Origin of the sequence: Pseudoalteromonas denitrificans DSM 6059, from assembly GCF_900112265.1 — a bacterium.
Lineage (GTDB): Bacteria > Pseudomonadota > Gammaproteobacteria > Enterobacterales > Alteromonadaceae > Pseudoalteromonas > Pseudoalteromonas denitrificans.
Window position 1 is genome coordinate 74629 of record NZ_FOLO01000017.1, and the last position, 13291, is coordinate 87919.

The following is a 13291-nucleotide window of genomic DNA, read 5'->3' on the forward strand; positions in this document are numbered from 1 at the left end:
TTTTAATTGCGAAATGAAAAACTAAATTGATGCGAGTAAATTAACAAAGTTCACTTAATCAACGGTCATAATGTTAATCTGTAAATCTGAAGTCGCTTTAATATGATCCATAACCGTAAAAACCACTTCGTGCCTTACTTGATAATCGGCTTTAATAATCACATTTTGTGTTTCTTGCTCAGCTAAGGCACGTTCAATATTAGCCTCTACACGCTCTAAATCTACTAATCTTTTGGGCTTATTCGCATAACTTAACCATATTTGTTCTTGTGCAGTGATCTCAATGTAAATAGAGTTACTTGAACTTACTTTCCCTTCATTTTTTTGACTCTTGTTAGCCTCTATTGCTAACTCTTTTACAAATGAAGTTGTCACTATAAAGAATATCAACAAAATAAAGACTATATCTAGCATAGGCGTCATATCGACATCTGCATCTGTTTCTCTATCAATTAGTTTTTTACGACTCATTATGATGTCCTACTAGCGTCACATCATCTTTTAAAGTTAGTTGATAAAACCATAGGGAGCAATTTTAAGAGAACAAACCTGATGACTAAAAAAACCTATTGAGCGCAAGATCTAAGCTTTATTTTTTAACAGAAATAAAAAAGCTCCCAACAGTATCGTTGAAAGCCTTTAAAATAATAATACTCCGATTTTCAAACTATTTTAGCAGTGCTAGGCATTTTTCTGATTTAGCCCCATTCGCATAAATAAATCTGATATCTTGCTTTCCTACAATTATATGAGGAATTAACAAGGCAAATTTAGCTTTCAATCCGAAACCATATATTTGGTATTTTTCAAACTATTTGAGTTTAGACAAGGCATTGAAATATCTTATCCCTATGAGCATACGGTTTGTATGTGATTAGGGTAAGATATTTAAATAACGCAGTATTAACGCTAAATAGGAAGAAAAATTACATTTGTTCCATTACTTCGATACCTAATAGATCTAACCCCTTAGCTAAAGTATTTGCTACTAAATTACACAATATTAATCGACTATTTTTAACATCAACATCAACACCCTCTTTAAGCACTGGACAAGCTTCATAAAAAGTCATGTATAAACTGGCAAGTTCATACAAATAAGCACACAGTACATGTGGCGTCGCATCATTAACCATTTGATCTAATACTTCTTCTAACTGAAGAAGCTTTAATGCAAGTGTTTTTTCTTGTGGTTCATTAATCAATATATCAGCGCTAAATGTACTAATGTCAATATTTGCTTTACGGAAAATACTGCGCACACGTGTATATGCATATTGTAAATATGGAGCCGTTGCACCTTCAAAGCTCAGCATAGAATCCCAGTTAAAGATATAATCACTAGTACGGTTTTTAGATAAATCTGCATATTTAACGGCACCAATACCGACTTTACGTGCGACTTCACTACGCTCATCATCAGACATATCTGATTCTCGTTCAGCCAACTTTGTGCTCGCTCTCGAAATCGCTTCTTCAAGTAAGTCCGCCAGCTTTACAGTACCTCCTGTACGTGTTTTAAACGGCTTGCCATCATTGCCCATCATAGTACCAAACGGACAAAATTCGTAACTGGTTTCTTCTCTTAATAAGTCCGCTTTACGCGCAACTAATTCAACTTGATTAAAGTGCAAGCTTTGACGTGCATCTACAAAAATTAGAATACGATCAGCATCAAGTTTATTCGAACGATAATCACATGCAGCTAAATCTGTTGTAGCGTATAAAAAGCCACCACCCGATTTTTGCACTATAAATACTGAAGGTTCTCCATCTTTATTTGCTAACTCATCCAAAAATACAACTTGTGCACCTTGAGATTCTTGGGCTATATTTTTATCTTTTAAAAGCGTTATAACATTTGCTAATTCGTTATTATATGCACTTTCAGCCATGATATTTTCAGGTTTCAGTGTCACATTTAATTTTTGATATACTTCAGTCGAGTGCTTTACTGAAGTATCAATAAATAATTTCCATAATTTATTACAATGAGCATCGCCACTTTGTAATTTCACCACATATTCACGAGCTCTGTCAGCAAAACCTTCTTCATCATCAAAACGTTTTTTAGAATCGCGATAAAAGCTTTCTAAGTCAGCCAAAGCAACAGACTCTAGATCTATACCTTGATTTAATAAGTCTTCAAGATGCGCAATCAGCATACCAAATTGTGTACCCCAATCACCCATATGGTTTTGACGAATGACGTTATCACCTCTGAATTCAAGCGCGCGTACAACAGCATCACCAATAATGGTTGAACGCAAATGACCAACATGCATTTCTTTTGCTAAATTTGGTGAAGAATAATCAACCACAACTTTTTGTACATTTTGATGTGCACTTACACCCAACTTTTTATCAGAATTAGCAGCCACTAATTTTTCAGCCAAAAATTCAGGTTTTAAATGAATATTAATAAAACCTGGTCCTGCAATTTCAATTTTAGCTGCAACATCTGTCAGTTCTAAACTGTCAATAATTTTTTGTGCTAATTCTCGTGGATTTGTTTTTAGTTTTTTAGCTGCCCCCATGGCTCCATTTATTTGGTAATCACCAAATTGCGCACGTGTACTTTGTGTTACAGCAGGATTTGACCCTTCAGGCAAACCAGCCGAAGCCATGGCCACCAATGCTCTTTCTACCAGTAATTGACGTATATTCATTTTTAATCTCTTTAAATTCTTTTTAATGTTATTTCGCTTTTTTGAAACAACAATAGGGTTAGGTTTGGGTAAAGTCGCAAAACCAACCCTTATATATGTTTTTCAATTCATAATTGATTAGGGCAAAGCCGCAGAATGGTTTTCGATGGGAGTTCAGTTTATAAACTTAAATCAAAAATTATTCTATGCTAATCAATTATATAAATAACAACAGGATTTATTTTTTGGCAAAGCCGTCAAGTTCCGAGACCCATTGAGCTTAGTACACTAAGCGATTTGGGCGAGGAACGCCGACAATGCCGACGAAAATTTAATCCTTAAGTTATTTTAGTGTTCACGAGTCTGATGGAACTTAACATCAGGGTAACGCTCCATCGATAAATTCAAATTAACCATACTAGGTGCAACATATGACAGATTGCCACCGCCATCAAGTGATAGGTTTACTTCACATTTACGCTTAAACTCTTCTAATTTTCTATCATCTTCGCAAGTAATCCAACGTGCAGTAGCAACATTGACACTTTCGTAAATAGCTTCAACTTTATATTCAGCTTTTAAACGTGCAACAACCACATCAAACTGTAATATCCCCACAGCACCAACAATTAAATCATTACTAATTAGTGGCCTAAATACCTGAACAGCCCCCTCTTCAGATAATTGAATTAAACCTTTGAGTAACTGCTTTTGTTTGAGAGGATCTTTTAAGCGAATACGACGAAATAGTTCAGGTGCAAAATTAGGAATACCGCTGAACTTTAGCTTTTCACCTTGAGTAAACGTATCGCCAATCTGAATTGTGCCATGGTTATGCAAACCAATTATATCTCCCGCATACGCTTCTTCAGCTCTGGTTCTATCACCAGCCATGAAAGTAACTGCGTCGGAAATACTTACTTTTTTACCGATTCTGACATGGTCCATTTTCATGCCTTGGCTATACTTACCAGAAACAATACGCATAAAAGCAATACGGTCTCTGTGTTTAGGGTCCATATTTGCTTGTATTTTAAAAACAAATCCTGAAAAACTGTCTTCTTTAGCAATTACTTCACGGTCAACCGTTTGGCGAGATAATGGCTCTGGTGCCCATTTAGTTAAACCATCTAACATATGATCTACACCAAAATTCCCCAGTGCAGTACCAAAAAACACCGGAGATAAATCACCACTTAAAAATAAATCTAAATCAAACTCGTGAGATGCGCCAATAACCAACTCAAGCTCATCTCGTAAATTAGCCGCAAGATCTTCGCCAATTGCAGTATCTAATTCAGGGTTGTCTAAACCTTTAATAATACGAATGTCTTGTATTGTGTGACCTTGCCCTGTTTGGTATAAAATAGTTTCTTCACGGTGAATATGATAAACACCTTTAAACTCTTTACCACAACCAATAGGCCAAGTGATAGGCGCACAAGCAATTTTTAGTTCATGCTCAACTTCATCCAAGACTTCCATTGGATCTCGAGTTTCACGATCACACTTATTCATGAAAGTAACAATTGGCGTAGTACGTAAGCGAGTAACTTCCATTAATTTACGAGTACGGTCTTCTACACCTTTGGCTGCATCAATGACCATCAAACATGAATCAACAGCTGTTAATGTACGATATGTATCTTCAGAGAAGTCTTCATGTCCAGGAGTATCTAACAAATTAACCAAACAGTCATTGTACGGAAACTGCATGACTGACGTTGTAACTGAAATACCACGTTCCTTTTCCATTTCCATCCAATCTGATTTTGCATGCTGATTTGAGCCACGGCCCTTAACGGTACCTGCTTTTTGTAAAGCATTTCCAAACAAAAGTACTTTTTCAGTAATGGTTGTTTTACCCGCATCTGGGTGAGAAATTATTGCAAAGGTGCGTCTTTTTGACACCTCAGTTGAAACACTGGACATTTAAACCGCCAAACTAAAAAATGAATAGAATTAAAATGGCTTGAATTATAACAAAAACAATCCCGTTATTGCATTGAATAAAAAATTATTATTAAAATGGACAAAATAATAATAATTTTATCTGATAAATAAACTTATTATTATTTTTGTGCTAAGTTAGTTTTATCTACTAAGTAACTTAATTTGTTGATGAAATATTCATATTTATCTTTATTAATTCTTCTAAGCATATCAAGTCAACTTCAAGCTACTGAAGTTGAAGAAGATATTTATAATATAGATAAACTTCAATCACTCACCTTAAACGAATTACTAAACCTAGAAGTTGTGAGTGCTAGTCGAAAAAATCAAAAAATATCTGATGCTCCAGCTAATATAACTGTCATTACTGCAGACATCATTGCGCAACGAGGATATGAAAACCTTGTTGAAGTTTTAAAAGATGTACCTGGTTTTGATTTTTTTACGGGTGGGTCTAATGCTGGTGAATACACAACCCACAGTATTAATCGAGGTGTTGGAGGCTCTCCAGGCAATGTTCAGCTATTAATTTTAGTAGATGGTATAGTGCAAAATCACATCGCTTTTAATTGGTCTCAACCTTGGGATAATCAACAAATATTTATTGATTTAAAGCGCATTGAAATAATACAAGGTCCAGGGTCTGCCACTTATGGTGCAAATGCCTATTCAGGCATTATTCATTTCATCACCGCACAGTCAGATAATGAGATTAGCGACCAGTTTTTCTCAACCTTAGGTGAAAACAATACGCGCTCAAATAGCTTTATTATTGATCATAAATTTAGTGAGCTTTACTTACAGGCTTCAGGACGTTTATACGAAACAGATGGTGATTCTGGAATGGGTCGACCAGACCCCCAAGGTTATTTTTCAGCACACCCTTGGCCAAATAAATCCTCAACAAGTTATAACAAGCAAGGCCAATTTATTAAAGACGGCCCAAACCCATATGCCAACCAAAGCCAACAGTCCGGTTTTAATAACCAAAGTAAAGATTGGGCTTTTCGTGGCAAAGGAATTTGGAAACCCAATAAACAAGTAAAAAATGGGTTTACACGATTCGCTTTGGGCATGTCAGCTTGGGAGCAAGAGCAAGGACTCGGCAGTTATGTAACAGGTTTTGAATATCAAACTCGCTCAGCTAATTTTAAAAAACACCATAGTGCACAATACTTTTACTTTGATGGTGATTTCAAATTTAATAAACAAATATCAGTCACCAATAAGCTCTGGTATAGGGAAAATAAACAACACCCCGATACAGGATTTCAATATAGTTACCGCTTTGTCAATTTAGTTAAAAGTTATCATAGCATTAGTAAGCAAAAAGGCTTTGAGCAACAACTAGAATGGCAACTAAACCCAAAACAAAGCTTACTGATAGGTTATAGGCTACAACGTTCAAATAAGATGGAACAAATAGTTTCATTAGGTCAATATCAAGATATTGATATAAAAGGAACCAATTCATCTTGGGATCAAGCTGTTATGGGGAATGGCTTAAATCAATATGAAAAAGCTATAATTAATGATGTTGATGAAAAAGCGCTTTATATTCAATATCAAAATAGCCTAACCGACAATATAGACTACACATTTGGTTTAAGACATGACCGAAGTGATGAATACAATTCAACCACAAACCCAAGAGTTGCATTAACATATAATGCAGATAACTTTATTAATCAGGCAGATTGGCGATTAAAATTTTTATATGGTGAAGCATTTAGAGAGCCTTCTATTTTTGAACTCAACGATGAATTCAGAGGCAATAAACATCTTCAACCGGAGACAATTAAAACTTTTGAAGTTGTAAGTTTACTCTCATCAAACAATAAAAATTTTGATGCGAGCTTAAAAACATCTATTTTTTATAATGAACAAAACGATATTATCACTTTAAAAGCAGACAACTCTATTGGTGGAAGCAGCTATATAAATAGAGATCATACTGATATTTATGGTTTATCTTTAGATAGCCAATGGCGCCCAAGTTCTGCTGTATCACTTTATTTGAATTATCAATATACAGATGGAAGAAATAATCGACAAAGTGATCCTCTAGAGCATATAGCAAAAAATAAAATAAATTGGGGCCTCAACTATTTAACTTTAAATGAAAAACTTAATATTAACTTAAGGTTTAATCATGTTATCAGCCGCCAAACACCGCTCAGTAATCACTACTTTAATGGTAAAGCACCAAGTTTTCATGTCGCAAATTTACTATTAAGTTATCAAGGTTGGCACATGAATAGAATAACAATCACGCCTTCAATTGAGATTAAAAATTTATTTGATAAAGATTATTTAGGCGTTGGCAGACAAGATGGTAGTAGTCAAATATCACAATTTGATCCTAACTCACAAATCGATCCTAGCGGATTTATACCTCCTTACCATCCACAATCAGGGCGTGTGATAGAAGCCAAAATAAGAGTTAAATTTTAAGGTTTATTGATAAAGCACTAGTATAACTCTGCAACTTTGAGAATTTTATCATCCCATTTCAAACCTGAAGCAGTACTCGTTGCCAAATTAAGATAAAAATGAGGTCGACCATCTTTAGTGCCTATCGCTACTGTAATACCTTTTTTGACCCAATTAGTATTAGGTGCGACTAATAATGTACTATTTTTTGCAGCATAACGTACAGCATCATCAATTAAATCACCGTCACCAACATAAATAATATTAAAGCTTTTTTCAGGCAGCTTCGCACCTATTTCTAGTTGGTTTATACTAATATCGCCATAGCCTTTCATTTTTAATTTATTAAAAGCCTGATAAATCTTAGGCGCACCTAAAACAAAAATAGACACTTCTTTTTTATGGCTAGTAGAATGTTCAAAAGTTAATATTTTAGAAATTAAAACGACTTGAAGACTGGCTGGTAACTCTGTTGCACGTAATGAACATGAAATAATAGCAAGCACTAAAAAATAAGTGCTTAATAGCCACTTATTCATCCTTTTTGCTTTCTCCTTGTTTCTCCACAGTTTGGTCATGCTATTATCTAAAATATATCCTTAATTAAAAACAACTATTATCTAAATAGATTAATCTATTTAATTATGAAGCACCAGATGTTATAAATAAAAAAGAACATCTATTTAGCTAAATAAGGAAAGGAACCCCAAATAATGATTAAAAGCAAGTTGAGCATTAAGTTACTCTGGTATGTAACGCCACTTGTTATTATTCCTTTACTTTTTTTAGGTGGGTTTACATTATCTAATGTTACTCAATCCACTGAGAAACAAGCTGATATTATTGTAAGTCGGTTTGTACAGCAACAACAACAAAATATTTTTAATTATACTGAAGTATTCCATTCTGCCACGGAACTTTTATCAAACTCTCCAGTACTCAGTCAGTTTATCGAATCTAGCTCAGAAACAACTTCAATTGAACCAACACAAATAGGTGCGCTCTTAGATGTCTTTGCAAGTTATACAGACGCTTACCCTGATATACTAAGTATAGATTTAATCACACCACAAGAAAAAAGTTTGGCTTTTTATTCCAGTGATTTGTTTGCTGAGTCCAAACAATATGCTTTTACGAAAACATTTAAAAAAAATAATTTCAGTAGAATGCAATTTATGCAGCAATCTAAAAATGGGATTACTTCTATTTATTTTGTGAAACCCATTTTTAAATCTCAATTTCATTTAGAAAGTCCCAAATTACTTGCATATTTAATATTGCACCTAGATCCTTCAGTGATAAATGCCAGCATTTTAGATGCACCTTTTGAAAATACACTTAATTTAATTATAAATAATGAAGGTAAAGTTTTATTTAGTTCTGACTTTTCTAAAAGAGGAATCTTTTTAACTGAATACGAATTAAAGAATGTAAAACTTGCAGCAAAAGGTGAGCAACTTATACCTTTAAAAATTAGCAGTATAGATCAAAAGTCTAGAATGCTTTATGCAATTCATATGAATGATGGTTCATATTATATATCTTCAATTCCAAGAAATATTTTATATGAATCGGGAAATGCAATTAGTCTGATCACTGCATTAATCGTTTTAATTTCAGTTGTATTATTACCTATTTTAATTTTCATTGTTGTTAAGTCATTATTATTAACTCCTTTAGCATTATTAGGAAAAGCAAGTCAAAGAGTAGGTGATGGAGACCTAAAAGTAAGACTTCCCATTGTTAGTAAAGATGAAATGGGCACTTTATTTCATGACTTTAATCACATGGTAAATCAAATTAGACATTACCAGGGACAGCTAGAAGATTATAAAGAGCACCTAGAAGATAAAGTACATGCAAGAACTGAAGCATTGGCAAAAATGAACCACCAACTTGAGCAGGCAATCGATCAAGCCAAACAAGCAAATCAGCTCAAAAGCCGCTTTTTAGCTAATATGAGTCATGAAATTCGTACCCCTCTCACCGCTATTATTGGCTTTACCGAACAAATGTTGTTTAAAGAGGTCCCTGATGTTAAAGATAGCCATTTAAATACAGTTCTTCGAAATTCAAAGCATTTACTAGAACTTATAAATAACATACTCGACTTATCAAAAATTGAAGCTGAAAAATTAGAAATAGAACAACAAAAGTGTGAACTGGCACAGCTTGTTGAAGATATTAATTCAGTAATAAAAGTATTAGCAGATGGCAAAAACTTAGAATTCAAAATTAACTACCATTACCCATTACCCCATTCAATTAACAGCGATATTACTCGACTAAAGCAGGTTCTTTTAAATATATGTACTAATGCGGTAAAGTTTACAGAACAAGGCTATGTCAACTTATCAATTCTTTATATACCACAAATAGAACAGTTAAAATTCATCATTACAGATTCAGGCATAGGCATGTCTAAAAATGAGTTACAGAGAATATTTAAGCCCTTTGAACAAGCCGATTCAAGTACTACCAGAAGGTTTGGAGGTACAGGCTTAGGATTATGCATCTCTAAAAATTTGGCAAACTTGCTAGGCGGTGATGTCGAAGTTTCAAGTGAGAAAGGTATTGGCAGCCGTTTTTCTTTAACAATTGCTACTAATAACCAAGGTAAAGAGTTTAAGCTTTTAGAATCTAATGTAGATTTAAATCCAGTTAAAGAAATTAAACAAAAAATTGAATCTGCACACTATGACGCAAGAATACTTGTAGCAGAAGATAATTTAGATAATCAAGAGTTAATCCGTTTATTACTTGAACATTGGGGGTTAAACCCGGAGTTTGCAAACAATGGTTCTGAAGCTGTAGAAATGGCTTTAACTAATGATTACGATTTAATTTTGATGGATATGCAAATGCCTATTATGGGTGGTCAAGAAGCCACTCAAATGCTACGTCACACAGCTTATGATGGCCCGATTATAGCACTCACGGCCAATGTGATGAAACATGACGTAGATACATATATTGAAGCAGGTTGTAATGAAGCTCTTGCAAAACCCATAGACAAAAAAGAATTAGAATTTACATTAGAGAAATATCTCAGCTTACAGAAAATCAGCAATCAAAAATGGGAAGAAATATTAGCCAATGATGAATTTACTAAGCTAAACGAAACTTATAAAAATAAGTTACCAGGTTTAATAACAGAACTTGAAAAGTTCAATCAAAAACAAGACTGGCAAGAGTTGAAAGATTTATCACATAACATAAAAGGCAGCTCTGGATGTTTTGGTTTTATGGCCATAAGTCAGGCTGCAGCGGCTCTAGAAACGGATTTAACACAAAAAGAATATACAAACGTACAATCAAGCTTTAAAAAATTAATTCATTCGATAAATCAAAGTGCTTAATTTATTCAACGAATTAAGAGAATGAAAACAATACCAAACCCATGAGTTTACCATCCTCTCGGCCTTGTTCTGTTGGATAATAATCTTTGCGCAGTCCCATTTCATTAAAACCTAAACTCTCGTACAAACCAATAGCAGCGACATTGCTGACTCTAACTTCTAAAAAAATGCTTTCTGCACTACGTTTTGTTGCTTCATCAAGTAAATTTTCTAATAATTTTTTTGCATAGCCTTTACCTTGGTACTCAGGTGAAATACAAATATCCATTAAGGTAAAGTCAGGTCCAGCCATTTCAGCCATATAAAACCCAATTAAAGCCTGCTCAAGATACAATCCACGACTGAAATAACGTCCGCCAAAACACGAGAGCATGTTTTTATGTGACATTGGGTGACTATGGCATGTTTGTTCTATTATCATCATAGAATCAACATCAGAGGCATTGAGATCTTGTAACTGAGTCATATATTTATCACTTTTATGATTTCATTTTGCTGCGTTAATCAATTTTAGCCAAAGCTGTTTTTTAGCAGTGCTATCTAAACCTGAATTACAAATAGAGAGCATGTAACTTTCATTTTTCTGTATCAAGTTAAAACCCGACATATTTTGAGCAACCAAATGACAATTTAACTTTTCATCAATATTCAATAATTCAACGGCAGCCTTAAGATCCTGAGCTAATAAGTCAGGTATACTCGAAATATCATCATTCCCAGTACTCGTTTGATTATCTACCACTTTAAGTTTTGAAAAATGCGAATTCAAACTTAAAGCTTCAATACCAAAAATTTCAGCATAATTCATGGGCATTTAATATTTCCCAAACAAAAGATGAATAAATAATAACAGATGAAAAAACATTTTAAGAAATAATTTAGATTTAAAAAAGAGTGGAGTTTAAAAAGAAATGGCAGGGGCGGAGAGACTCGAACTCCCAACCATCGGTTTTGGAGACCGCTGTTCTACCAATTGGAACTACGCCCCTGCAATGACGTCGTATTATAGGGAGATAACTTTAAAGGTAAAGTACTTTTTTCACTTTTCCAACCAACCGCTTAGTTAATGCGCACTCTGACTATTTAGCCATCAAAAAATTTGTAAACAGGATAAATTCTAACTCAGCTCTAAAATTTATTTTCATTAACAAATATAAATAATAAAAAACGCGGCTTTTAGCCGCGTTTCAGAATCTATTATTAAACGATGTAAATAACTTAGATTATTTCAATTCAATAGTTACAGGTGGTTTCCTGAACATTTAGCTGCATACCACTATTTAGCTAACAAAATAAGTTAAATTATTCCCATTCGATAGTTGCAGGTGGTTTACCAGAAATATCGTAAACAACACGTGAGATACCATCAATTTCATTTATGATTCTGTTTGAAACTAAACCTAAGAAATCATATGGTAAATGTGACCAACGCGCAGTCATGAAATCAATTGTTTCAACACAACGCAGTGATACAACCCAATCATATTTACGTGCATCGCCCATAACGCCAACAGATTTAACTGGTAAAAATACGGTAAATGCTTGGCTTACTTTATGGTAAAGATCAGCTTTATGTAATTCTTCAATGAAGATTGCATCTGCACGACGTAATAAATCACAATATTCTTTTTTGATTTCACCAAGAACACGCACACCTAAACCTGGTCCTGGGAAAGGATGACGGTAAAGCATGTCATATGGTAAACCTAATTCTAAACCAATTTTGCGTACTTCATCTTTAAATAACTCACGTAATGGCTCAACTAAACCCATTTCCATATCGTCAGGTAAACCACCTACGTTATGATGTGATTTAATTACATGCGCTTTACCTGTTTTTGAAGCTGCAGATTCAATCACATCAGGGTAGATAGTCCCCTGCGCTAACCATTTTGCATTTGTAAGCTTTTTAGATTCAGCATCAAAAATATCAATAAATGTATGGCCAATCGCTTTACGTTTAAGTTCCGGATCTGATAAACCTTCAAGATCTTTTAAGAACTGTGCTTCAGCATCTACTTTAATAATATTTAAACCAAAGTGATCACCAAACATATCCATGACTTGCTGGCCTTCGTTTAAACGAAGCAAACCATTATCAACAAATACACATGTTAACTTATCGCCAATAGCGCGATTTAATAACATAGCAACAACAGACGAATCAACACCACCAGATAAACCTAGAATGACTTCATCATCGCCCACTTGTTCTTTCATTCTAGCAACAGCATCTTCAATAATTGTTGCTGGAGTCCATAGTTTTTCACATCCACAAATATCAATCGCAAAACGCTCTAAGATACGTAAGCCTTGCTTTGTGTGTGTCACTTCCGGGTGGAACTGAATACCGTAAAAACGTTTTTCATCATTGGCCATAATTGCATGAGGACAAGTATCTGTTTGTGCAATTGTTGTAAAGTCACTTGGAATTTCAATAACTTTATCACCGTGGCTCATCCATACATCTAATAAACCATTGCCATTATCCGATAAATGATCTTCAATATTTACCATCAAATTAGAATGAGCAATATTTTCAACTTGTGCGTAACCAAACTCTTTTTTATCAGAGCTTTCAACTTTACCGCCAAGCTGTTTAGCCATTGTTTGCATGCCGTAACATACACCCAATACTGGTACACCCGCATTAAATACATATTCAGGTGCTTTTGGACTGCCTTCTAACGTCGTCGACTCAGGACCGCCAGATAAAATGATACCTTGAGGATTAAACTCTTTAATTTGCTCTTCAGTAACATCCCATGCCCAAAGCTCACAATAAACACCAATTTCACGTATTTTACGTGCTATTAATTGCGTATATTGAGAACCAAAATCTAAAATTAGAATACGTGAATCGTGAATGTTTTTGCTCATGATGTCTCTCGATTGAAA

At 34.3% G+C, this 13291-nt stretch carries 9 protein-coding genes and 1 tRNA gene; 2 read left to right on the forward strand and 8 right to left on the reverse strand.

What is annotated here, in order from left to right; all coding sequences use genetic code 11:
• Positions 1-54: 54 nt before the first annotated feature.
• From BM088_RS12300 to prfC, 3 genes are all read right to left on the reverse strand, one after another.
• On the reverse strand, positions 55-471 hold the full coding sequence (locus BM088_RS12300; protein WP_091984187.1) for an ExbD/TolR family protein: 417 nt from the start codon (positions 469-471) through the stop codon (positions 55-57).
• Between the two features lie 455 nt (positions 472-926).
• Entirely contained in the window at positions 927-2669 is a 1743-nt protein-coding gene (gene argS, locus BM088_RS12305; protein ID WP_091984190.1) for an arginine--tRNA ligase, read from the reverse strand.
• 327 nt (positions 2670-2996) lie between these two features.
• Positions 2997-4580 carry a peptide chain release factor 3 gene (gene prfC / locus BM088_RS12310; protein WP_091984192.1) on the reverse strand — a complete coding sequence of 528 codons (1584 nt, stop codon included), beginning with the start codon at positions 4578-4580 and terminating at the stop codon, positions 2997-2999.
• 189 nt (positions 4581-4769) lie between these two features.
• On the opposite strand from prfC, the gene BM088_RS12315 reads away from it, so the two are divergent.
• Entirely contained in the window at positions 4770-7055 is a 2286-nt protein-coding gene (locus tag BM088_RS12315; protein ID WP_091984194.1) for a TonB-dependent receptor plug domain-containing protein, read from the forward strand.
• Positions 7056-7072: 17 nt separating this feature from the next.
• On the opposite strand, the gene BM088_RS12320 is transcribed toward BM088_RS12315, so the two are convergent.
• Positions 7073-7573 (reverse strand): YfiR family protein, encoded by a 501-nt coding sequence (locus tag BM088_RS12320; protein WP_177208032.1) that lies wholly within the window; start codon positions 7571-7573, stop codon positions 7073-7075.
• 174 nt (positions 7574-7747) lie between these two features.
• Between BM088_RS12320 and BM088_RS12325 the strand changes: the two genes are divergently transcribed.
• Positions 7748-10393, forward strand: coding sequence for a hybrid sensor histidine kinase/response regulator (locus BM088_RS12325; RefSeq protein WP_091984200.1), 2646 nt, complete (start codon positions 7748-7750; stop codon positions 10391-10393).
• A 13-nt stretch (positions 10394-10406) separates the two neighbouring features.
• On the opposite strand, the gene rimI is transcribed toward BM088_RS12325, so the two are convergent.
• The 4 genes from rimI to guaA all read right to left on the reverse strand — a co-directional run bounded on the left by rimI (position 10407) and on the right by guaA (position 13273).
• Positions 10407-10859, reverse strand: coding sequence for a ribosomal protein S18-alanine N-acetyltransferase (gene rimI, locus BM088_RS12330; protein WP_091984202.1), 453 nt, complete (start codon positions 10857-10859; stop codon positions 10407-10409).
• Between the two features lie 21 nt (positions 10860-10880).
• Positions 10881-11207 carry a hypothetical protein gene (locus BM088_RS12335; protein WP_091984204.1) on the reverse strand — a complete coding sequence of 109 codons (327 nt, stop codon included), beginning with the start codon at positions 11205-11207 and terminating at the stop codon, positions 10881-10883.
• Positions 11208-11305: 98 nt separating this feature from the next.
• Positions 11306-11382 (reverse strand) — tRNA-Trp (locus BM088_RS12340).
• A 313-nt stretch (positions 11383-11695) separates the two neighbouring features.
• The gene (gene guaA / locus BM088_RS12345; RefSeq protein WP_091984206.1) at positions 11696-13273 is read right to left on the reverse strand and encodes a glutamine-hydrolyzing GMP synthase; all 1578 of its coding nucleotides are present in this window, start codon (positions 13271-13273) and stop codon (positions 11696-11698) included.
• Positions 13274-13291 lie beyond the last annotated feature (18 nt).

Coding starts and splice junctions, on each gene's coding strand:
- BM088_RS12300 (WP_091984187.1), bottom strand. CDS start 471: ATGAGTCGTAAAAAACTAATTGATAGAGAAACAGATGCAGATGTCGAT.
- argS (WP_091984190.1), bottom strand. CDS start 2,669: ATGAATATACGTCAATTACTGGTAGAAAGAGCATTGGTGGCCATGGCT.
- prfC (WP_091984192.1), bottom strand. CDS start 4,580: ATGTCCAGTGTTTCAACTGAGGTGTCAAAAAGACGCACCTTTGCAATA.
- BM088_RS12315 (WP_091984194.1), top strand. CDS start 4,770: ATGAAATATTCATATTTATCTTTATTAATTCTTCTAAGCATATCAAGT.
- BM088_RS12320 (WP_177208032.1), bottom strand. CDS start 7,573: ATGAATAAGTGGCTATTAAGCACTTATTTTTTAGTGCTTGCTATTATT.
- BM088_RS12325 (WP_091984200.1), top strand. CDS start 7,748: ATGATTAAAAGCAAGTTGAGCATTAAGTTACTCTGGTATGTAACGCCA.
- rimI (WP_091984202.1), bottom strand. CDS start 10,859: ATGACTCAGTTACAAGATCTCAATGCCTCTGATGTTGATTCTATGATG.
- BM088_RS12335 (WP_091984204.1), bottom strand. CDS start 11,207: ATGCCCATGAATTATGCTGAAATTTTTGGTATTGAAGCTTTAAGTTTG.
- guaA (WP_091984206.1), bottom strand. CDS start 13,273: ATGAGCAAAAACATTCACGATTCACGTATTCTAATTTTAGATTTTGGT.